The organism is Micromonospora sp. NPDC003241 (assembly GCF_053589795.1).
The window spans coordinates 21,554-43,357 of sequence record NZ_JBSFSO010000012.1 but is presented as its reverse complement, the minus strand read 5'-3'; the positions used below and the strand labels follow the sequence as shown (position 1 = coordinate 43,357).

The window sequence follows — 21,804 nt, the reverse complement described above, 5'->3', positions numbered from 1 at the left end:
TGCGCCGGTCAGCGTCGTCGGCGCAGCAGCGCGACCGCCCCGACCGCCAGCCCGACCAGCACCGCTCCGGCCAGCCCCGCCAGCAGGATGGTCGGCCAGTTCGACGACTCCGACGAGCCGCCTTCCAGCCGGCTCCGGTCGATGGCGTTCTGCCGGTACGCCTGTGCCACCAGGTTGCTCGGCGACGACTGCGCGACCTCGTCGAACCGGGCGATCGCCTCGCTGTTGCGACCACCGAAGAAGGCGTCGAGCCCGCTCCGGTACGTTCGGTCGGCCGCACCGAGTTCGTTCGAGGTCCCTGCCGCGCTGAGCAGGTCGGTCACCACGGACACCGGCAACAACGCGCGGTTCGCACCACCGTTGGCCGCCCGATCGTTGTCCAACACACCCACGACGTGCCCGTTGGTGTCCACCCCGATGCCGCCGTGCGAGTAGATACCGAGGTCGTCGTTGATCCGGGCAGCCGTGACGCCGCCCTGCCTGGCGGTGCCGGACACCTGGACGGCCCGAGCCTCGGCCGTGTACGTCGCGGCTCGGAAGTCCGTGTCGGTGGTGCGGTAGCCCAGCACCAGCAGAGTGGATCCCTGCTCGGGTGCCGCCGCCTCGCTCAGTTGCACGGCGGGCAGGCCACCCTCCGCGAGCTTGACGAGGGCAAGGTTGCCGTCGTCCGCCGGGAGTACGCGTACCACCTGTCCGGGCACCGCCGGGCTCGCGGTCAGGTCGCCGCGTGCCACGTTGAGCTGCCCGTAGAGCTGGGTGGTGGGCTCGCTGCCCGGCTCGTCGCCGGTGAAGACGGTGGTCGCCATCCGGCTGCGGACGTACTGGTCGAGTTCGCCGCCGGCCAGTTGCTTCTGCTCGACGAGGATGCGACCCAATGTGTAGAGCGCGCGTTCCCGTGCCGCATCGGCCGTCGGTTGCACGCACTGTCCGTTGGTCACCACGTGCCCGTCGGGATTCACCACGAATCCACTGCATCGGCGCTTGAACGTCACCGGCGTGGCGCTGAGCGGGGTGTTGGACTTCGTCTCCCGCAGCACGCCCGTGACGACGGTCTCGACGAAGACGAGAGAGGGCGCGGCGATCGCCAGCGCGCGTTCCTCGGCGCTGTACGGCGCGACCTGCGCCCACGGCCGCATCCCCGGGTTCACCGGAGCAGCGGTGGCGACGGATCCGGAGGGCGCCCCGAGAGTGGGCGGGGCCTGCGGACCTTCCGGATCGTCGCCGGTGAGCGCCCAGACGGTCACACCGGAGCCGAGCGCCGCCACCACCACGAGCGCGGCCAGCGACACCCAGAGCCCGGTTCGCCGCTTCGGTGGCGCGGAGGGCTGGATGCGACGGGCCGGGGCGGTGAACGGGTCGCGCGCCGGCTCCTCGAAGGACGATCCGAAGCCGGGCGACGTCGGCGCGCCCGAGACCGGGTCCGCGTACCCCGGCTGGCTTGGGATCGGGCTGGTCGGCGGCTGCGGCGCACCGGAGGTCGGTTGGGGAGCACCCGAAACAGGGTGCGGAGCACCAGAGGTCGGTTGCGGCGGGCCGGAGACCGATTGCGGAGCACCCGAGACGGGCTGAGGCGGGCCGGAGACCTGCTGAGGCCCGCCGGAGACCGGCTGGGGAGGACCGGAGACGGGTGCGGCTGGGGTGGGCACGGGTTGATAGTCGACGCCGAGTGCCCGGAACAGCTTCTCCGCAGCCGGGCCCGCCTCGGCCGAGTAGGCGACCCAGGGCGCGGCGGCCGAGAAGTCCGCGTAGGTGAAGGGCGCACCGCCGGGGGTCTGCGCGAGGTTGTTAGCGATCCCGGCGAACGCCTCGCGCCAACCCGGGCTGGCTGCCACCGCGGTGTCCAGCACCGCCACCGTCACGAAGCGTCCCTGCCCGTCCACGGCCGCCCATGCTTTGCCGACCGGTGACCCGCCGAGCAGATGGGTGTACCGGTAGGGGCCGTCCGGCTGCATGACAACTCCTCTAGTCGACCGCCGTGCGGATCCTATCGACCCGCCGCACCTCGCCCTGCCCGCCGGTCGTGAGCCATCCTCGCCCGACTCGAACCCGCAGGTCACGACCGGTTGCGGGAACGGACGGGTTGCTTCGTGAAAGTTTTCATGCATAGAGTCAGCGAATGAATGACGGAGCCACCGTCGCGTCGACCGAGCGGATGGTCGGCCTCTTCGACGGGGTGCGGCTGACCCCGACGCAGCGGCGCATCGCGCACTGCCTGGTGCAGCACGCGCCCTCCGTCGGCTACCTCTCCGCCGCCGAGGTCGCCGAATTGGCCGGGGTCAGCCAGCCGTCGGTGACCCGGTTCGCGGTGGCGCTCGGGCACGACGGTTATCCGGCGCTGCGTCGTCGGCTGCGCGAGCTGACCGCCGCCGCGCCCGGTCCGACCACCGCCGGCAACGAGCTCCAGCAGGCGGTACGCGCCGAGATCGGCAACCTCGACCGGCTGGCCGAGCAACTCGCGGACCGGGAGCGCGTCGCCGAGACCGGGCGGCTGCTCGCCGCCAGTCGACCGCTGCCCGTGCTCGGCCTGCGCGCCGCCGCGCCGCTGGCCGCGTACTTCGCGTACTTCGCCGCCAAGGTGCACCCGGACGTGCGGGTCCTCGACGACGGGGGCAGCCTGCTCGCCGACCGGCTGGAACAGGCCGCCGAGGCCGGTGCCGGCGCGCTGCTGGCGTTCGTGCTGCCTCGTTATCCCCGGGAGACCCTGGACGCGCTGGGCGAGGCCCGGGCCGCCGGGCTGACCGTGGTCGCGATCACCGACTCGCCGGTCAGCCCGGCGACCGAGCACGCCGACGTGGTGCTGGCCGCAGCGGTCGGCGCGCAGCTCGTGTTCGACCTGCACACCGCTCCGATGACCCTGGCCATGGTGCTGCTCCAGGCGATCTGCGACGCCGCGCCGGCCGAGACCCAGCGGCGGCTGGAGGCGTTCGAAGCCTCGGCCACCCGTCGTCAGTTGTTCCTCGGTTAGGAGGAGTTCCGCTATGACGCGATCCACGTCGACCACGCCCGGACACATCCGGGCCGCGCGCGGCACCGAGCGCACCGCCCGTGGCTGGCCGCAGGAGGCCGCGCTGCGGATGCTGATGAACAACCTCGACCCGGAGGTGGCCGAGCGCCCCGACGACCTGGTCGTCTACGGCGGCACCGGGAAGGCCGCCCGGGACTGGCCGTCATACCACGCCCTGGTGCGTACGCTGACCGACCTGCGCGACGACGAGACGATGCTGGTGCAGTCGGGTCGGCCGGTCGGGGTGCTGCGGACCCACGAGTGGGCGCCCCGGGTGCTGCTGGCCAACTCCAACCTCGTCGGTGACTGGGCGACCTGGCCGGAGTTCCGTCGGCTGGAGCAGCTCGGCCTGACCATGTACGGGCAGATGACCGCCGGTTCGTGGATCTACATCGGCACCCAGGGCATCCTCCAGGGCACGTACGAGACCTTCGCGGCGGTGGCCGAGAAACGGTTCGGCGGCACCCTCGCGGGCACCCTGACGCTGACCGGCGGATGCGGCGGGATGGGCGGGGCCCAGCCCCTGGCGGTCACCATGAACGGCGGCGCTTGCCTGATCGTGGACGTGGACCGCACCCGGCTGGAACGGCGGGTGCACGACCGGTACCTGGACGAGATCGGCGACGACCTGGACGACGCGGTCGAGCGGGTGCTGGCGGCGAAGCGGGACCGTCGTGCGCTCAGCGTCGGCGTGGTCGGCAACGCCGCCACGGTCTTCCCCGAGCTGCTGCGCCGGGGCGTACCGGTCGACGTGGTCACCGACCAGACCAGCGCCCACGATCCGCTGTCGTACCTGCCGGAGGGGGTGGAGCCGGACGACGCCCGGGACTACGCGGCGGCCAAGCCGGCCGAGTTCACCGACCGGGCCCGGGCGTCGATGGCGAAGCACGTCGAGGCGATGGTGGGCTTCCTGGACGCCGGTGCGGAGGTCTTCGACTACGGCAACTCGATCCGGGGCGAGGCGCAGCTCGGCGGGTACCAGCGCGCCTTCGACTTCCCCGGGTTCGTGCCCGCGTACATCCGGCCGTTGTTCTGTGAGGGCAAGGGGCCGTTCCGGTGGGCGGCGCTCTCCGGCGACCCGGCCGACATCGCGGCCACCGACCGGGCGATCCTGGAGCTGTTCCCGGAGAACGAGCCGCTGGCCCGGTGGATCCGGATGGCCGGTGAGCGGGTCGCCTTCCAGGGCCTGCCGGCACGGATCTGCTGGCTCGGCTACGGCGAACGGGACAAGGCGGGCGTACGGTTCAACGAGATGGTCGCCGCCGGTGAGCTGAGCGCCCCGGTGGTGATCGGGCGGGACCACCTGGACTGCGGCAGCGTGGCCAGCCCGTACCGGGAGACCGAGGCGATGGCCGACGGCTCCGACGCGATCGCCGACTGGCCGCTGTTGAACGCGCTGGTCAACACCGCCAGCGGGGCGTCCTGGGTCTCCATCCACCACGGCGGCGGGGTGGGCATCGGACGGTCCATTCACGCCGGTCAGGTATGCGTGGCCGACGGCACCGCGCTGGCCGGGCAGAAGATCGAGCGGGTGCTCACCAACGATCCGGCGATGGGTGTGATCCGGCATGTCGACGCCGGCTACGACGCGGCCCGCGAGGTCGCCGAACGTACCGGCGTCCGCGTGCCGATGTCCGGTTCCGAGTGAGGAAGGGTCCCTTGCTAACGCATACGGTAGAGGAAGGGTCCCTTCCTTTCAGGTTCCGGGAACTGTGGGACGAGATCGCGCCGGTCGGGCGGGACGCGGACAGCGGCGGTTATCTGCGGTACGCGCTCACCGCGCCGGAACTGCGGCTGCGGGCGTGGTTCCGGGAGCAGGCCGACGCCCGGGGCATGCCGGTGGCCCAGGACGGCAACGGCAACCTCTTCGCCTGGTGGGGCGACCCGGACGCCGGTGGCGCGGTGCTGACCGGCAGCCACTTCGACTCGGTGCCGCACGGCGGGGCGTACGACGGGCCGCTGGGCATCGTCAGCGCCTGGCTGGCCGTGGACGAGCTGCGGGCGGCCGGGGTCACCCCGGCCCGGCCCCTGGTCGTCGCCGCCTTCGTCGAGGAGGAGGGTGCCCGCTTCGGCGTACCCTGCCTGGGCTCGCGGCTGCTCACCGGGCAGATCAGCGCCGAGCGGGCGGGCGCGTTGCGGGACGCGTCCGGGGTGAGCTTCGCCGAGGCGCTGGGACACCGCCCGGCGGGCGCCGATCCGGCGTTGCTGGGCCGGTTCGCGGCCTTCGTGGAGCTGCACGTCGAGCAGGGCCGCGCGCTCGTCGACCGGGACGCGCCGGTCGCGGTGGCCAGCGCCATCTGGCCGCACGGCCGTTGGCGCTTCGACGTCACGGGCGAGGGCAACCACGCCGGTACGACCCGGATGGCCGACCGCCGCGACCCCATGTTGACGTACGCGTTCACGGTGCTCGCGGCGAACAAGGAGGCCCGGCTGCGCGACGCGCACGCCACCGTGGGTCGGGTGGCCGTGGAGCCCAACGCCACCAACGCGATCCCGTCCCGGGTGACCGGGTGGCTGGACGCCCGGGCCGCCCAGCCGGAGACGCTGGCCGGGCTGGTCGAGGCGGTACGCGCCAAGGCCACCGAACGGGCCCGACGCGACGGCACCGAGGTGACCCTGACCGAGGAGTCGGCGACGCCACTGGTGGCCTTCGACGGCGGGCTCGCCGACCGGCTGGCCGGGCTGCTGGCCGCGCCGGTGCTGCCGACCGGGGCCGGACACGACGCAGGGGTGCTCGCGGGACACGTACCGACGGCGATGCTCTTCGTCCGCAACCCGACCGGGGTGTCGCACTCCCCCGCCGAGTCGGCGACCGACGCGGACTGCGCGGCCGGCGTGACCGCCCTGGCCACGGTGCTGGCGGAACTGACGCAGGCGGTCCGGCCCGACGCGGAGCGTGCCTGATGACCGCCACCCGCTGGCTCGCCGAGTACGCGTGGCTGCCCGCACACGCCGAGCCGACCCCGGACGTGCTGATCGAGACGGTCAACGGCCGGATCACCGGCGTGACGCCGTTGACGCCCGGCGGCGACCCGGACGCGGGCGTGGACGTGCTCGCCGACGCGGTGCGGCTGCCCGGGTTGACGCTGCCCGGGTTGGCGAACGCCCACTCGCACGCGTTCCACCGGGCGCTGCGCGGCCGGACCCACGGCGGGCGCGGCGACTTCTGGAGCTGGCGCGACCAGATGTACGCGGTGACCGGTCGCCTGGACCCGGACACGTACCTCACGCTGGCCCGCGCGGTGTACGCCGAGATGGCGCTGGCCGGGATCACCTGTGTCGGCGAGTTCCACTACCTGCACCACGGTCCGGGCGGCACCCCGTACGCCGACCCGAACGCGATGGGCGCGGCGCTGGTCGAGGCGGCGGCGCAGGCCGGCATCCGGCTGACGCTGCTGGACACCTGCTACCTGACCGCCGGTGTGGACGGTGCGCCGCTGGTCGGGCCGCAGCAGCGCTTCGGCGACGGTGACGCGCGGCGGTGGGCGGAACGGGCCGCCGCGCTCACCACCGACCGGGACCGCGCCCGCGTCGGCGCGGCCGTGCACTCGGTCCGGGCCGTCCCGGCCGACCAACTCGCCACGGTGGCCGACTGGGCACGACAGCGGGACGCGCCACTGCACGTGCACCTGTCGGAGCAGCCCGCCGAGAACGACGCCTGCCGGGCCGTGCACGGGCTGACCCCGACCGGGTTGCTGGCCGAGCACGGTGTGCTGGGACCGGCCACCACGGCGGTGCACGCCACTCATCCGACCAGCGCCGACGTGGCCCTGCTCGGGGAGAGCCGGACCGGGGTGTGTCTCTGCCCGACCACCGAACGCGACCTCGCCGACGGTCTCGGACCGGCCCGCCGGATGGCCGACGCGGGGATCCCGCTGAGCCTGGGCAGCGACAGTCACGCCGTGATCGACCCGTTCGAGGAGGCGCGCGCGATGGAACTGGACGAGCGGCTGCGGACCCGTCGGCGCGGCCACTTCGCCCCGGCCGAGCTGCTCACCGCCGCCACCGAGGCCGGGCACGCGGCGCTGGGCTGGACCGACGCCGGTCGGCTCGCGGTGGGTGAGAGGGCCGACCTGGTCACGGTGCGGCTGGACAGCGTACGCACGGCCGGGGTGGTCCCGGCGGGCGTCTGGTTCGCGGCGAGCGCCGCCGACGTGACCCAGGTGGTGGTCGACGGCCGGGTGCTGGTCCGCGACGGGCGGCACGTCCGCGTCGACGTCCCCCGCGAGCTGGCCACGGCCATCGCGGAGGTGACCGGTGCCCGGTGAGCCGAACGTGCGGGCGGGCAGCCTGCTGGTGGACGACATCGGCGAGCTGGTCACCAACGAGCCCGGTGCGGGCGAGGGCGGGCCGTTGGGCATCCGTCGGCGGGTCGCCCTGCTGGTCGAGGCGGGCGAGGTGGTCTGGGTCGGTCCGTCCGCCGACGCCCCGGCCGCGGACCGGCGGATCGACGCCGACGGCGCGGCGGTGCTGCCCGGGTTCGTGGACAGTCACGCGCACCTGGTCTTCGCCGGGGACCGGGCGGCGGAGTTCGCCGCCCGGATGGCCGGGCAGCCGTACACCGGTGGCGGCATCCGGACCACCGTGGGCGCCACCCGGTCGGCCACCGACGGGCAGCTCCGCGCCACCGTGCGCCGACTGCACGACGAGGCGTTGCGGCAGGGCACCACCACGATCGAGATCAAGAGTGGGTACGGCCTCACCGTCGCCGACGAGGCCCGCTCGGTGCGGATCGCCGCCGAGGTGACCGAGGAGACCACGTTCCTCGGCGCGCACGTGGTGCCGACCGAGTACGCCGACCGGCCCGACGAGTACGTGGGATTGGTCTGCGGGCCGATGCTGGCCGCCGCCGCGCCGTACGCCCGGTGGATCGACGTGTTCTGTGAGCGGGGCGCGTTCGACGCCGACCACGCGCGGGCGATCCTGACCTGCGGACAGGCGGCCGGTCTCGGCGTCCGGGTGCACGCCAACCAGCTCGGCCCCGGCCCGGGGGTACGCCTCGGGGTGGAACTCGGTGCGGCCAGTGTGGACCACTGCACCCACCTGGACGACGCCGACGTCGACGCGCTGGCGGCCACCGGGGGCGGCACCGTCGCCACGCTGCTGCCGGGCGCCGAGTTCTCCACCCGGTCGCCGTATCCCGACGCGCGTCGGCTGCTCGACGCCGGTGTCACCGTGGCCCTCGCCACCGACTGCAACCCCGGTTCGTCGTACACGTCGTCGATGCCGTTCTGTGTCGCGTTGGCCGTCCGCGAGATGCGGATGACCCCGGCGGAGGCGGTGTGGGCGGCCACCGCGGGCGGCGCGCGGGCGTTGCGCCGCACCGACGTCGGCGTGCTGCGGCCCGGTGCACGGGCCGACCTGATGATCCTCGACGCCCCGTCCCACCTGCACCTGGCCTACCGGCCGGGCGTACCCCTCATCCGCCAGGTCCTGCGCAACGGAGTGCCACGATGACCGTCACCATCGAACCCACCGGGGTCACCCCCGCCGACGTGCTCGCCGTGGCACGCGGTGCCGCCACCGTCGTGCTCGCCCCGGCCACCCTCGCCGCGATGGCCACCAGCAGGTCCATCGTGGACGGTATCGAGGCCGCCGGTCGTCCGGTGTACGGCGTCTCCACCGGTTTCGGCGCGCTCGCCAACACGTTCGTCGCTCCCGAGCGGCGGGCCGAACTCCAGCACGCGCTGATCCGCTCGCACGCGGCGGGGGTGGGCGCGGCGATGCCCCGCGAGGTGGTGCGGGCGATGATGCTGCTGCGGGTCCGTTCGCTGGCGCTGGGCCACTCCGGGGTACGGCCGCTGGTCGCCGAGGCCCTGGTCGACCTGCTCAACCACGACGTGACGCCATGGGTGCCGGAGCACGGCTCGCTGGGTGCCTCCGGCGACCTGGCACCGCTGGCGCACTGCGCGCTGGTGCTGCTCGGCGAGGGGTGGGTGCTCGGCCCCGCCGGTGAGCGGCGGCCCGCCGCCGACGCGCTGCGGCAGGCCGGTCTCGCTCCGGTGGAGCTGGCCGCCAAGGAGGGCCTCGCACTGATCAACGGCACCGACGGCATGCTCGGCATGCTGCTGCTGGCCGTCCGCGACGCGGCGCACCTGTTCACCATGGCCGACGTGACCGCCGCCCTGGCGATCGAGGCGATGCTCGGCTCGGAACGGCCGTTCCGGCCGGAGCTGCACGCCATCCGCCCGCATCCCGGGCAGGGCGTATCGGCGGCGAACATCCACCGACTGTTGCAGGACTCGGCGGTGATGGACTCGCACCGCGACGACCTGGCCCACGCGGTCCAGGACGCCTACTCGATGCGCTGCGCACCCCAGGTCGCCGGAGCGGCCCGGGACACCCTGGACTTCGTCCGGACGGTCGCCGACCGGGAACTGGTCTCCGTGGTGGACAACCCGGTGGTGCTGCCGGACGGGCGGGTCGAGTCGACCGGGAACTTCCACGGCGCCCCGCTGGGCTTCGCGGCGGACTACCTGGCCATCGCCGCGTCCGAGGTGGGCGCGATCTCCGAACGTCGGGTGGACCGCCTGCTCGACGTGACCCGGTCGCGGGAGCTGCCCGCCTTCCTCTCCCCCGACGCGGGCGTCAACTCGGGGCTGATGATCGCCCAGTACACGGCGGCCGGGATCGTGGCGGAGAACCGACGGCTGGCGGCGCCCGCCTCGGTGGACTCGCTGCCCACCAGCGGCATGCAGGAGGACCACGTCTCGATGGGCTGGGCCGCGACCAAGAAACTGCGGACCGTCCTGGACAACCTGACCAGCCTGCTCGCGGTGGAGTTGCTCGCCGCCGTACGCGGACTCCAGCTCCGGGCCCCGCTGACGCCGTCCCCGGCCGGACGGGCGGCGATCGCCGCCCTCGGCGCAGTAGTCGGCCCGCCCGGCCCGGACGTCTTCCTCGCCCCGCTGATGGAGGCGGCCCGGTCCGTGGTGTCCGGCCCCGAGCTGCGCACCGCCATCGAGGCCGAGATCGGTCCTCTCCCCTGACGCGGCTACCGGGGTGGGTCAGGAGGTCGCGGGGAGCACCTTCGCCATCAGGGTGGCCAGTTCGCGCAGGGCCTTGCCCCGGTGGCTGACCGCGTCCTTCTCCTGCGGGGTCAGCTCGGCGTTGGTGCGGTCCTGACCGTCACCAAGGAAGATCGGGTCGTAACCGAAACCGCCCTCGCCACGCGGGGCACGCAGCACCCGGCCCGCCTGACGGCCGTCCACGAGGTGCTCCTTGCCGCCGGGCAGCACCAACGCGATCGTGCAGACGAAGGAACCGCCCCGGTGCTCGTCCGGCACGTCGGCGATCTGGTCCAGCACGAGCTGGAGGTTCGCCTGGTCCTCGCCGTGCCGCCCGGCCCAGCGGGCGCTGAACACGCCCGGCATGCCGTTGAGCGCGTCCACGGCCAGCCCGGAGTCGTCGGCGACGGTGGGCAGGCCGGTACGCCGACAGCCCTCCCGCGCCTTGATCAGCGCGTTCTCACCGAAGGTCAGCCCGGTCTCCGGCAACTCCGGGTACGCCTCGACGTCGTCGAGCCCGACCAGGGCGACCCGATGTGCACCGAGCGCCCCGTCCAGGATCCGCTGCAGCTCGACGAGCTTCTTGCGGTTCCGGGTGGCGAGCAGAACCTTGTTCACGGTGTCACCTTTCGTTCGCGGCGGCCCTCACAGGAGAGCCGCGCGCTGGGCTTCGGCCAGGTCCCGACAGCCGGCGACGGCCAGGTCGAGCAGTGCGTCCAGTTGCTCGCGGGCGAAGACGCCGGCCTCACCGGTGCCCTGCACCTCGACGAAGTCCCCGGTGCCGGTGCAGACCACGTTCATGTCGACCTCGGCGGCCACGTCCTCGTCGTAGCACAGGTCCAGGCGCGGCTCGCCGGACACCACGCCGACGCTGACCGCCGCCACCGACCGGTGCATCACCTTCTCCGGCTTGCCGGCCAGCGCCTTGCGATCGGCGAGCCAGCTCACCGCGTCGTGCAGCGCCACGTACGCGCCGGTGATCGCGGCGGTCCGGGTGCCGCCGTCGGCCTGCAGGACGTCGCAGTCCAGCACGATCGAGTTCTCGCCGAGGGCCTTGAGGTCGATGGCGGCGCGCAGGCTCCGACCGATCAGCCGGGAGATCTCGTGGGTACGCCCACCGACCCGCCCCTTGACGCTCTCCCGGTCGGAACGGGTGTTGGTGGCCCGGGGCAGCATCGCGTACTCGGCGGTGACCCAGCCGAGCCCGGAGCCCCGACGCCAGCGGGGCACGCCCTCGGTGACGCTCGCCGTGCAGAGCACCCGGGTCGCACCGAACTCCACCAGCACGGAGCCTTCCGGGTGGCTGCTCCAGCCACGGGTCAGGGTCACCGGTCGGAGTCGGTCGGGCTCCCGCCCGTCAGGTCGCGCCATGCCTGCACCCTATGCGGTGCCCCGACCGGAGCGTCCCCGGGTGCCGTCGACTCGGCTCAGTCGTGCCCACCGACGGCCAGGGTCACCTCGACGTACCCGTCGACGGACCGGTTGCCCGGCGCGTTGAGGATGGTTGCGGTCATCTCGAAGCCGTCCCGGATCCAGGTGTGCACCAGGCAGGAGGGGGCGTTCGGATCGGCGAGGCACTCCCGCATCCGGTCCACGGTGATGCGCAGGCCGGCGTCGCTCAGGAACGCCTGCACGCTCTGGGCCACGTCGACCGGGCATGTGGTGCGTCGGCAGTCGAGCCGGTACCTCGCGCCGACCGACCGGTCGCCCGCCGAGGTGCCGACGCGGTGAAAACCGGCGGGTACGCCGGCCGTCTCGACCATCTCCTCGCGCTGCTCCTGGAGTTGGCGTGGCTTGTACCAGCCGTTGTAGGTGAACACGCCGCAGCAGCAGAGCAGGAGCAGCAACGCGCCGACACCGATCAGGAGACCCACCACCAGGCCGGTGCGGGACCGCTTGCGCGGTGCCGGTACCGGCGGGAACGGTCCCGGACGCGGCGGAGGACCGTACGGCCCGGGGGCCGGCGGGGGTGGCCAAGCTCCCGACGCATGCGGCGCGAACGTCGGAGGGTACGGCCCGGCCGGTGGCCGGCCCGGCGCGGGAGATGCCGGCCGGTCGGCAGGGCGCGGGTCGGGGCCGGCGGAGGGGTCGCTCACCCGCGCGATCCTAGGGTCTGGGCGGCAACGCCGCTGTCCGCTCCCGACGGTGGGTCAGATGTCGTAGCTGGCGCCCGGCCGGACCACGTCCAGCGGGCCGCTGTACGCCGCCGCCGCCGACGTCACGGTGTGCGCCTCGCTGCCCCAGGCGGCCACCAGGTGGGTCAGCAGCAGGCGCCCCACGTTGGCCTTGGCCGCCGCCTCGCCCGCCTCCCGGCCGGTGAGGTGCAGGTCGGGCGGATTGTCCACGCCGTCCAGGTAGCTGGCCTCGCAGAGGAAGGCGTCCGCGTTCTGGGCCAGCCGCAGCAACGCCTCACAGGGGGCGGTGTCCGACGAGTAGCAGAGCGTCCGGCCACCGTGTTCCAACCGCACGCCGTACGTCTCCACCGGATGCAGCACCCGGTCGACGGTGACGGTGAACGGGCCGATCGGAAAGGTGCCCGGTTGCAACGCATAGAACTGGTACACGTCCTCGACCGTGCTGTCCTCCTGCCCGTACGCGGAGGCGAGCCGGTCCGGCGCACCGGCCGGGGCGTACACCGGCAGCGGCGGGTACGGGCCGTCCGGGGCGTACCGCCGGACCACCACGTACGACGCGGCGTCGAGGATGTGGTCGCAGTGCAGGTGGGTCAGGAGGATGGCGTCCGGGGCGTGCAGCCCGGCGTAGCGCTGGAGGGTGGACAACGAGCCCGGGCCGAAGTCCACCAGGAGCCGGAAGTCCTCGGCCTCGACCAGATAGGCCGAGCAGGGGGACTCGGGTCCGGGGAAGCTGCCCGCACAGCCCAGGACGGTCAGTCGCATCGAGTTGTCTCGCTGTCACGATAGGTAGCGATCGAGCCGGTCGCCGCTCCGGAGATGATCAATACCGACGCGTACGCCACGCTGCGCAGCCTACGCCCGCCCACCTGAACGCAAGAATGATCCGCTGGAAGTTGTCACCAACGTGACACCCGTTCCGCCCATCCGATCGAGGCCGGATTACCGGACCGGCCGATCCGGGCCGTCCGACGCGACGAGGGCCACCGGCATCACGCCGATGACCCTCGTCGATGTCGCTGGGCTCAGGCCCAGAGCTGCCCCTCCAGGGCGTCCTCCGCGTCGGCGAGCGTGCCGCCGTACGCCCCGGTGCTGAGGTACTTCCAGCCGCCGTCGCTGACCACGAACGCCACGTCGGCGCGGCGGCCGTCCCGCACCGCCTCGTGCGCCACGGCCAGGGCGGCGTGCAGCACCGCCCCGGTGGAGAAGCCGACGAACAGACCCTCCACCTCCACCAACTGCCGGGTACGCAGCACCGCGTCGCGGGTGCCGACGGAGAACCGTCGGTTGAGCACGGTCGCGTCGTAGAGCTCCGGGACGTACCCCTCGTCGATGTTGCGCAGGCCGTAGACCAGCTCGCCGTAGCGCGGCTCGGCCGCGACGATCTGGATGCCCTCGACCTTCTCGCGTAGGTAGCGCCCGGTCCCCATCAGCGTGCCGGTGGTGCCCAGCCCGGCCACGAAGTGGGTGATCGTGGGCAGGTCGTGCAGCAGCTCGGGGCCGGTCGTCTCGTAGTGCGCCCGGGCGTTCGCCTCGTTGCCGTACTGGAACAGCATGACCCAGTCCGGGTGCTCGGCGGCGATCTGCTTCGCGGTGGCCACCGCCTGGTTGGAGCCGCCCGCCGCCGGCGAGAAGATGATCTCCGCGCCGTACATCCGGAGGAGCTGCACCCGCTCGGTGGAGACGTTCTCCGGCATCACGCAGACCAACCGGTAGCCGCGCAGCTTGGCCACCATGGCCAGCGAGATGCCGGTGTTGCCGCTGGTCGGCTCAAGGATCGTGTCGCCGGGCCGGAGTTTGCCGGACTCCTCGGCGGCCCGCACCATGAACAGCGCGGCCCGGTCCTTGACGCTGCCGGTCGGGTTGCGGTCCTCGAGCTTGGCCCACAGCCGCACCGGCGGCGCCCCGTCGGGCACCGTCGGCGACAGTCGGGGCAGCCCCACCAGGGGCGTGCCACCACAGGCGTCCAGCAGGCTGTCGTACCGCGTCATCGCGGCCGCCTCAGCTCGCGGCGACGGGCACGCGACGCCCGGCGGCGGACGCGTTGCGCCCGGCGACGGCGCTGTGCTGGCTGATCGCCGCAGCAGCGGCACTGTGCTGGCTGATCGCCGCAGCCGCGGCGAAGCCGAACGCGCCACCGGCCACGGCGGGCAGGATGGTGACGCTGTCGCCGTCGTTCAGCTTGGCGTCCAGCGCGCCCAGGAAGCGCACGTCCTCGTCGTTGACATAGACGTTGACGAACCGGTGCAGCGCGCCGGCCTCGGTGACCAGCCGGCCCCGCAGCCCGGAGTGCCGGGAGTCCAGGTCGTTGAGCAGGTCGTCCAGCGTGTCACCGCTGCCCTCGACGACCTTCGCGCCGCCGGTGTAGCTGCGCAGGATGGTGGGGATGCGAACCTCGATGGCCATGTGTCGTACTCCTCGATCGGGTGTGCTCGGTGACGGGAAAGGGTGTGCGGGTGCTGACGGGGATCAGCGACCCGAACACTCGTAGTCGACCGTCGCCGGGCTCTGCCCGAACATGTACGACTGCACGGCGTGCGGATCCACCCCGGCGTCGAGGATCCGCACCGGCTCCTCGGTGACCACCCCGTCCACGATGCGGAAGGAACGGATCTCCTCCGTGTCGGGTTCGCGGGTGGAGACGAGCAGATAGTGGGCGCCGGGCTCACCGGCGAAGGAGATGTCCGTCCGCGACGGGTACGCCTCGGTGGCGGTGTGCGAGTGGTAGATCACGACCGGTTCCTCGTCGCGGTCGTCCATCTCGCGCCACACGCGCAGGTGCTCCATCGAGTCGAACTCGTAGAACGTCATCGAGCGGGCGGCGTTCTCCATGGGGATGTGCCGGGTCGGGGTGTCACTGCCGACCGGGCCGGCGACCACGCCGCAGGCCTCGTCGGGGTGGTCCCGACGAGCGTGGGCGACGATCGCGTCGACGATCGACCGGTCGATGCTCAGCACGCCGCCAAGACTAGCGCCCGGCGGCCCACGACCGCGAGGTCGCGCCGGTCACAGTCACTCGATCAAGGCGTTGAGCAGGGACTCCTGGAGATAACCGAGATACGCGTAGACCGAAAGCTGGAACACCCGGCTGGAGGACGGGTCCTCGGCGACCGCATCGTCCAGTTCCGCCCCCAGATCGGTGCCGTCCTTGATCTCCAGCCGGACGCCCATCGCCAACCGGGCGTCGTTCAGCGCCCGCAGCCACGCCTCGGCCGCCTCGGCGTCCAGGCGCACCTCTCCGCCGCCGCCGTCGGCGTCGTCGGGCAGCGCGGCCAGGATCGCCCCGGCCTGATCGATCTTGGCGGTCTTCAGGTCACCCTCGGTGTAGCGGCGGAACTCCGCCGTCCCCGCCGCGTCCTCCGGATAGACCTCGGGGAAGAGCCGGCACACCACCGGGTCGGAGTGGTCGAACCCGTCGGTCAGCAGCCCGACCACCTCGGAGGCGACCTTGCGCAGGACGCGTACCTCGTCGACGGCGAACGTGGCGACATACCGGTCACCCCGGCGGCGGAACATGCTCACGAGCGGTCCACCGTCGCCCACAGCCCGTAGGCGTGCAGTTGTGAGGCGTCGTGCTCCATGCGCTCGCGGGCCCCGCTGGAGACCACCGCCTTGCCCTTGTGGTGCACGTCCAGCATCAACTGCTCGGCCTTCTCCCGGCTGTAGCCGAAGAGCTTCTGGAAGACCCAGGTCACATACGTCATGAGGTTGACCGGGTCGTCCCACACGATCGTCACCCACGGCCGATCGGAGGCCGGCACCTCATCGGTGTCCGGGGTCTGCGCCGGTGCAACCTGCGGAGCCGCCATGCCCCCCATCGTGCCACCGGTTCGGCGGAACCGAGGAACCGGAACGCCGGACCGGGTGGGATCGCCACCGACCGCCGCCCGATGACCACGGCTGGTCGTCCTGAGCGCGCACGCGGGCACCCCGGTGGCCGGACCGCCGGGGTACGCCGCGTGACGGTCAGGCGAGCAGGATGCCGTGTTCGGCTGCATCGGACAGCACCATGCCGAGCGAGAGACGGACCACCTCGAACCGGCGCGAGATCTCCCGGGACAACTCCAGCTCGATCTCCCGCAGCGCCCGCTGGGACCAGGCCCGCGCGGCGCTCTGGTCGGCGTTGGCGGGCGTACGCCAGTGTTGCCAGCAGCCACCCGCCAGCGACACCGCGACCGGCGGCAGGATCTCGGTCCGCGGCACGGTGGGGTACGCCGCCAGCGCGTCGATCGCGGCGGGCCCGGTCAGCGACGCCACGCCCGCGGTGCTGGTGACCAACAACACCCGCTCCAGCTCCGGGCCGGTGACGTGGTCGGGCATCCCCCACCGGACCGCCTTGGCGATGCGGCGACGGACCCCTTCCGGCAGCGGCGCGCCGAAGAGTCGACCGCCGATGTCCTCGACAAGTTCCCGCACCGCGTGGTCGCACTGCACGGTGGCGAGCAGGGACAGCGCCTCCATCTCCCGGTCGAGCAACTGCGGCAGACCGGCGCAACCGGTGCCGAAGACGATCTCCTGCACCACCCGCAGGTGCAGGTTCGCCAGTTCCAGCGCCAGATGTTGGCGGATGCGCCGGGCTGCGGACCCCACCTGGCGGTCGAGTCGTTCGGACCACTCGCCCGGCTCCGGCAGCACCGGCACCCGGCCGTGCAGGCCGGGCACGTCCGGCGGGTCGAGGCTGGAGCGTTCCAGTCCCTCGTCGGAGGCCCACCCGACCAGCGCCCGCCGCAGAGCCAGCGCGTCGCCCTCGACGATCGGGAACCAGCGGGCCCCGGCCAGCCCGGGGACGGCGGCGAGCAACGCGGCCCGGTGCGCCTCGACGATGACCGTGATCGGATCCACCACCGTGCCGTCGGGCGCCTCGGCCGGCTCCGGCGACGTCCAGCCGCTCGCGCCCGGCGTGACCGCGAAGAAGACCTGGACCGGGCTGTCCACGACCTCGGCGAGCAGGTGCAACTCGGCGGCGCTGAAGGACTGGTCCGCGGCGATCACGAACAGCAGCGCGCCGGCCCGGCCGGCGGCGTCGAGCACGACCCCGGTGCCGGCCCGCCCGAGCGACGAGAGGTCCGGCGTGTCGACGAGGCGGTAGTGCTTGAGCAGCGGCTCGGGCAGGCTCAACTCGACCCGGCGGGGCGGTCGGGCCAGCGCCGGCCCGACCTCCGGCAGGTCCGTCCGGTACCCGAACGGCGCCCGGAAGCCGGGCACGTAGGCGGACCGGCTCGCCTCGGTCGCGTGGCGTACCACCAACCAACTTCCGGCCGGCACGGTGAACATCCCGGCATCGAGGTCCAGCAGGGCGGCCAACACGTTCGCCCGGCCGGCACCGGCCGGACCCACGGCGACCACGCCGAGGGGCTCACGCGGATCGACGGTCACGCCGAGCCGATCGGGGAACGGGCGGTGGCCCGGCGGCCCGGTCGCATCGTCGGGCGTACCGAGGTCGTGGAGAGGGCCCGGCTTCATCAGGCGGCAGCCTCCGAGGCTGGGCGGCCGGCAGAGCCGGTCGCGGTGAACATCCGGCGACGCACCCGGATTTCGGAAGAGTACGGGCGTGGGCGTCGGGAATGGGACAAACGAAAGTACTCTGGGGTAACTCCGCGACTACTCAACTTCATCCGCTCGGGCTACCGGCCGGGGCACAGTTCCATCGATATGCTGCGCGAATGAGTCGGTGGAAGTTCGTGGGCCGCACGGCGGAACTCGACCGTCTGCAGGCGGCGGTGACCGGTGCCGAGGGCCGGCGAGGCATATTCTTCGCCGGAAGCCCGGGTATCGGCAAGAGCCGTCTGCTCCGGGAAGGCGTCGACGCGCTTCCCGTCGAGGAGTACGCGGTCTGGTGGATCGCGGCCAGCGCCACCACCCAGGCGGTGCAGTTCGGCGGCCTGGTGCAGGTGCTCCCCGTCGAACAACCACAGGGGCTCTCCCCGGCCGGCATCCTGCGCTGGGCCGTGGACGTGTTGCAGCAGCAGGCCGCGGGCCGGCGGATCGTGCTCGCCGTCGACGACGCGCACCTGCTCGACCCGCCGTCGGCCGCGCTCGTGCACCTGGTCGCCCGCTCCGAGAACGCCTCCGTGGTGGGCACCCTGCGCGACGGCGAGCAGATCCCGCTGCCGATCCGGGCACTGTGGACGGACGGACTGGTCGACCACGCCGAGGTGAGCCCGCTGCCACCGGCGGAGACCGCCCGACTGCTCCGGGAGATCCTGGGCTGCCAGGTCGATCACGCCTCGTCCGAGCGGCTCGGCCGACTCAGCTCCGGCAACCCGCTGCTGCTGCGCGAGCTGGTGCACGCCGTCACCAACAGCGGCGAGTCCAGCACGAAGTACGGCGTCTGGACCTGGACCGGGCGGCTGGAGCTGGCGCCCAACCTGACCGAGCTGATCGACATCCGGATCAACCAGCTCACCCCCGGCGTACGCACCGTCGTCGAGCTGGTCGCGTTCGGCGAGCCGCTCGGTCTGCGGCTGCTCTATCGAGCGGCGGAACAGGCCGATGTGGAGACCGCCGAGGAACGCGGCCTGATCACCGTGGCCCCCTCCGACCGGCGGGTCGACGTACGCCTGGCCCACCCGCTCTACGGCGAGGTGGTGCGCCGGCAGTGCCCGGTCAGCCGGACCCGCCGGTTGCAGGCACACCTCGCCGAACTGTTGGAGGGCGTGGGCAAGCGACGCCGGGAGGACCTGCTGCGGGTCGCCGTGTGGCGGCTGGACTCCGGCACCGCGCAGGATCCGGCGATGCTCGTCGACGCGGCCGGTCAGGCGTTCGCGCGCTACGACGTACCGCTGGCGACCCGGCTGGCGCGGGCCGCGCTCGACGCCGACGGCGGGTTCGACGCGGCCGAGCTGCTGGCCACCATCCTGATGTTCGCCGACCGCCCGGCCGAGGCGCTCGGCGTGCTCGACGCCGTCGCCACCGACACCGGTGACGAGGAACGGCTCAGCCGGTGGCTCACGGTCCGTGGCATGGTCAGCTACTGGGGACTCAGTCAGCACTCGACGGTGGAGGAGATCGCCAAGCGCGGCGGCGACCTGAAGGACCACGCCGCCCAGGCCCGGGTGCGCTCCTTCGAGGCGATCATGCGTCTGCACCGGCTGGACGCGCCGACCGCGCTGCGGCTCGCCCAGAACGTGCTGGACCGGCCGGCCGCCAGCATCGCCGCGCGGGAGCTGGCCCGATGCGCCATCGCCCACCTCCAGGCGGTGCAGGGCCAGCTGTGCCGCAGCGCCACCGCGGTCGACCTCGTGCAGGCGAAGGTGGCCAGTTGGCGGGCGGACATGCCGTACCTCCAACTCGCCGTCGAGCTGGCCCGGGGCACCCGGTTGGCGCTCTCCGGCGACCTGTCCGGCATCGACGCGCTGGTCGCCGACGAGTTCGCCGACCTGGCCGACGCGGGCGACTTCCGGCTGGGCAGCGGGTACCTGGCGATCCTGCGCGCGTACGCGGCCCGGCTGCGTGGGCGCAGCGACGCGGCGTTGCAGGCCGCGCTCGGTGCCTGCGCGGTGCTGGCGACCAGCCGGGTCTACGCCGGTCTCGCCCAGGCCGAACGCGCGCAGGCCGCCGCGTTGCGCGGCGACGCCCGGCAGGCGGCCGAGGCGATGGCCGAGGCGGACCGCACCCACGCGCCGAGCATGGCGGTGCTGTACCCGTGGCTGGAACAGGCCCGGGCGGCGACGTTCGCGGCCGGCGGTGACCTGGCCGGCGCGACGGCGCACCTGCACGGGCTGGTCGACCGGCTGCGGGTGGACGGCTTCGCCGGACACGAGACCCTGGTGCTGCACGATCTGGTACGCCTCGGCGAGGCCACCGCGCCGACCGGCCCGACCTGCTCCGACGGCAGCCGCCGCACGGTCGCCCAGCGGCTGACGGAACTTTCCGAGCAGGTCGACGGCAACCTGCCTCCGCTTCTGGCCCGGCACGCCCGCGCCGCGGCGGAGAGTTCCCCCGAGCAGCTGCTCGCCGCCGCCGACGGTTTCCTGGACCTGGGGTTGGCGCTACCGGCTGCGGAGGCCGCCGCCGAGGCGGTGCACCTGCTGCGCCAGCGTCGCTCGCCGCAGCTCGCCAGTGCCGGCGAGCGACTCGCGGTGATGCTCGGCTGCTGTGACATGGTGCACACTCCGGCGCTGCGCGCGGCCACCCCGACACTGAGCGACCGGGAGTGGCAGGTGGCCCGGCTGGCGGCCCACGGTGAGACCAGCCGCGCCATCGCTGAGCAGCTCTTTCTCTCCGCACGGACGGTGGAGAACCACCTCCAGCGGATCTACACCAAGCTCGGGGTGACCGGGCGCGTCGAACTGAGGGCGGCGTTGCGGACGATCCCGGGCCACGACGGCACGGCTACCGCCTGAACCCTAGGCTGGGGCTGTGCACAGCCTTCGTCCCGCCCTGCTGACGGACCACTACGAGCTGACCATGGTCAGTGCCGCCCTGCGCGACGGCACGGCGGACCGCCGCTGCGTCTTCGAGGTGTTCAGTCGGCGGCTGCCGATCGGCCGCCGGTACGGCGTGGTCGCCGGCACCACCCGGCTGGTGGAGATGCTCCGCGAGTTCCGCTTCGACCAGGCCGACCTGGACTTCCTGCGCCGCACCGGCGTGGTCGACGAGCAGGGCGCCGCCTGGCTCGCCGACTACCGGTTCACCGGCGACATCGACGGCTACCCCGAGGGCGACCTCTTCTTCCCCGGCTCCCCCATCCTCACCGTCTCCGGCGGCTTCGCCGAGTGCGTGGTGCTGGAGACGCTGGTGCTGTCGGTGCTCAACCACGACTGCGCGGTGGCCGCCGCGGCAGCCCGGATGGTGACCGCCGCCCGGGGCCGGGCCCTGATCGAGATGGGCTCCCGGCGGGCGCACGAGGAGGCCGCCGTCGCCGCGGCCCGCGCCGCGTACCTGGCCGGGTTCCGGTTCACCTCCAACCTCGCCGCCGGCCAGCGCTACGGCATCCCCACCGCGGGCACCGCCGCGCACGCGTTCACCCTGCTGCACGACGACGAGCGGGCCGCCTTCGCCTCGCAGGTCGCCACGCTGGGCAAGGACACCACGCTGCTGGTCGACACGTACGACATCAGCCAGGGCATCCGGAACGCGATCGAGGTGGCCGGGCCGGAGCTGCGGGCGGTCCGGATCGACTCCGGCGATCTGGCGGTGATCGCCCAGCAGTCCCGCGAGCTGCTGGACTCGCTCGGTGCCACCGAGACGAAGATCATCGTCTCCGGCGACCTCGACGAGTACGCCATCGCCTCGCTCGCCGCCGAGCCGGTGGACATGTACGGCGCCGGCACCGCCGTGGTCACCGGCTCCGGCGCGCCCACCGCCGGCCTGGTCTACAAACTGGTCGAGGTCGAGGGGCGCCCGGTCGTCAAGCGCTCCGAGCACAAGGCCACCATCGGCGGACGCAAGGTCGCGGTCCGCCGACACAAGCCCACCGGCACCGCCACCGAGGAGATCGTCGTCCCGCAGGGCGTGCCGGACCGCCGCCCCAACGACCGGCTGCTGCAACGGTCGTACGTGGCCGACGGCGAGCCGGTGGAGCTGCCGACGCTGGACGAGTCGCGCGAGCACCTGCGCCAGTGCCTGATCTCCATCCCGTGGGAGGGCCTCAAGCTCTCCGCGGGCGACCCGGCCATCCCGGTCACCGTCGTACCCGCCGAGTGAAAGGAGCGCGTCG

At 73.1% G+C, this 21,804-nt stretch carries 19 protein-coding genes; 8 read left to right on the top strand and 11 right to left on the bottom strand.

Going from position 1 to position 21,804, the window contains the following annotated elements; all coding sequences use genetic code 11:
- Positions 1 to 8: 8 nt before the first annotated feature.
- The gene (locus tag ACWDVW_RS12760) at positions 9 to 1,952 is read right to left on the bottom strand and encodes a trypsin-like peptidase domain-containing protein (RefSeq protein ID WP_449947531.1); all 1,944 of its coding nucleotides are present in this window, start codon (positions 1,950 to 1,952) and stop codon (positions 9 to 11) included.
- Positions 1,953 to 2,116: 164 nt separating this feature from the next.
- Here ACWDVW_RS12760 and ACWDVW_RS12755 point away from each other — a divergent pair, with 164 nt between their 5' ends.
- From ACWDVW_RS12755 to hutH, 6 genes are read left to right on the top strand one after another with little or no spacing between them, the layout of a single operon-like run.
- A complete protein-coding gene (locus ACWDVW_RS12755; RefSeq protein ID WP_350693387.1) occupies positions 2,117 to 2,965 on the top strand; it encodes a MurR/RpiR family transcriptional regulator in 849 nt (282 codons plus the stop codon).
- Between the two features lie 13 nt (positions 2,966 to 2,978).
- The gene (gene hutU, locus ACWDVW_RS12750) at positions 2,979 to 4,652 is read left to right on the top strand and encodes a urocanate hydratase (RefSeq protein ID WP_449947528.1); all 1,674 of its coding nucleotides are present in this window, start codon (positions 2,979 to 2,981) and stop codon (positions 4,650 to 4,652) included.
- Positions 4,653 to 4,663: 11 nt separating this feature from the next.
- Entirely contained in the window at positions 4,664 to 5,908 is a 1,245-nt protein-coding gene (locus ACWDVW_RS12745) for an allantoate amidohydrolase (RefSeq protein WP_449947524.1), read from the top strand.
- The gene (locus ACWDVW_RS12740; RefSeq protein WP_449947521.1) at positions 5,908 to 7,272 is read left to right on the top strand and encodes a formimidoylglutamate deiminase; all 1,365 of its coding nucleotides are present in this window, start codon (positions 5,908 to 5,910) and stop codon (positions 7,270 to 7,272) included. Before ACWDVW_RS12745 ends, ACWDVW_RS12740 begins: the two co-directional genes overlap by 1 nt.
- A gap of 7 nt (positions 7,273 to 7,279) precedes the next feature.
- Positions 7,280 to 8,461: an imidazolonepropionase gene (hutI, locus tag ACWDVW_RS12735; RefSeq protein ID WP_449947773.1), complete on the top strand. Its 1,182-nt coding sequence runs from the start codon at positions 7,280 to 7,282 to the stop codon at positions 8,459 to 8,461.
- On the top strand, positions 8,458 to 9,993 hold the full coding sequence (gene hutH, locus ACWDVW_RS12730; protein WP_449947518.1) for a histidine ammonia-lyase: 1,536 nt from the start codon (positions 8,458 to 8,460) through the stop codon (positions 9,991 to 9,993). Before hutI ends, hutH begins: the two co-directional genes overlap by 4 nt.
- Positions 9,994 to 10,011: 18 nt before the next feature.
- Here hutH and rdgB read toward each other — a convergent pair whose 3' ends face one another.
- The 10 genes from rdgB to ACWDVW_RS12680 form a co-directional block, all read right to left on the bottom strand.
- Positions 10,012 to 10,629 carry an RdgB/HAM1 family non-canonical purine NTP pyrophosphatase gene (gene rdgB, locus ACWDVW_RS12725; RefSeq protein WP_350693380.1) on the bottom strand — a complete coding sequence of 206 codons (618 nt, stop codon included), beginning with the start codon at positions 10,627 to 10,629 and terminating at the stop codon, positions 10,012 to 10,014.
- A 27-nt stretch (positions 10,630 to 10,656) separates the two neighbouring features.
- The gene (rph, locus tag ACWDVW_RS12720; RefSeq protein ID WP_449947514.1) at positions 10,657 to 11,382 is read right to left on the bottom strand and encodes a ribonuclease PH; all 726 of its coding nucleotides are present in this window, start codon (positions 11,380 to 11,382) and stop codon (positions 10,657 to 10,659) included.
- Positions 11,383 to 11,438: 56 nt separating this feature from the next.
- A complete protein-coding gene (locus ACWDVW_RS12715; protein WP_449947512.1) occupies positions 11,439 to 11,885 on the bottom strand; it encodes a hypothetical protein in 447 nt (148 codons plus the stop codon).
- Between the two features lie 276 nt (positions 11,886 to 12,161).
- Entirely contained in the window at positions 12,162 to 12,908 is a 747-nt protein-coding gene (locus ACWDVW_RS12710) for an MBL fold metallo-hydrolase (protein ID WP_449947509.1), read from the bottom strand.
- 260 nt (positions 12,909 to 13,168) lie between these two features.
- Positions 13,169 to 14,134 carry a PLP-dependent cysteine synthase family protein gene (locus ACWDVW_RS12705; protein ID WP_449947507.1) on the bottom strand — a complete coding sequence of 322 codons (966 nt, stop codon included), beginning with the start codon at positions 14,132 to 14,134 and terminating at the stop codon, positions 13,169 to 13,171.
- Positions 14,135 to 14,144: 10 nt separating this feature from the next.
- Positions 14,145 to 14,549, bottom strand: a complete 405-nt coding sequence (locus ACWDVW_RS12700; protein ID WP_449947504.1) for a MoaD family protein — start codon at positions 14,547 to 14,549, stop codon at positions 14,145 to 14,147.
- Between the two features lie 63 nt (positions 14,550 to 14,612).
- Positions 14,613 to 15,101: a Mov34/MPN/PAD-1 family protein gene (locus tag ACWDVW_RS12695; protein WP_093401918.1), complete on the bottom strand. Its 489-nt coding sequence runs from the start codon at positions 15,099 to 15,101 to the stop codon at positions 14,613 to 14,615.
- Between the two features lie 54 nt (positions 15,102 to 15,155).
- Complete coding sequence (locus ACWDVW_RS12690; RefSeq protein WP_449947770.1) at positions 15,156 to 15,659, bottom strand: DUF2017 domain-containing protein; 504 nt, start codon at positions 15,657 to 15,659, stop codon at positions 15,156 to 15,158.
- A 2-nt stretch (positions 15,660 to 15,661) separates the two neighbouring features.
- Positions 15,662 to 15,952, bottom strand: a complete 291-nt coding sequence (gene clpS / locus ACWDVW_RS12685; protein ID WP_131052082.1) for an ATP-dependent Clp protease adapter ClpS — start codon at positions 15,950 to 15,952, stop codon at positions 15,662 to 15,664.
- A 157-nt stretch (positions 15,953 to 16,109) separates the two neighbouring features.
- Positions 16,110 to 17,606: a hypothetical protein gene (locus tag ACWDVW_RS12680; protein WP_449947500.1), complete on the bottom strand. Its 1,497-nt coding sequence runs from the start codon at positions 17,604 to 17,606 to the stop codon at positions 16,110 to 16,112.
- A 200-nt stretch (positions 17,607 to 17,806) separates the two neighbouring features.
- Here ACWDVW_RS12680 and ACWDVW_RS12675 point away from each other — a divergent pair, with 200 nt between their 5' ends.
- On the top strand, positions 17,807 to 20,488 hold the full coding sequence (locus tag ACWDVW_RS12675; RefSeq protein ID WP_449947497.1) for a LuxR C-terminal-related transcriptional regulator: 2,682 nt from the start codon (positions 17,807 to 17,809) through the stop codon (positions 20,486 to 20,488).
- A gap of 16 nt (positions 20,489 to 20,504) precedes the next feature.
- Positions 20,505 to 21,791 carry a nicotinate phosphoribosyltransferase gene (locus ACWDVW_RS12670; RefSeq protein WP_449947494.1) on the top strand — a complete coding sequence of 429 codons (1,287 nt, stop codon included), beginning with the start codon at positions 20,505 to 20,507 and terminating at the stop codon, positions 21,789 to 21,791.
- Positions 21,792 to 21,804: the final 13 nt, after the last annotated feature.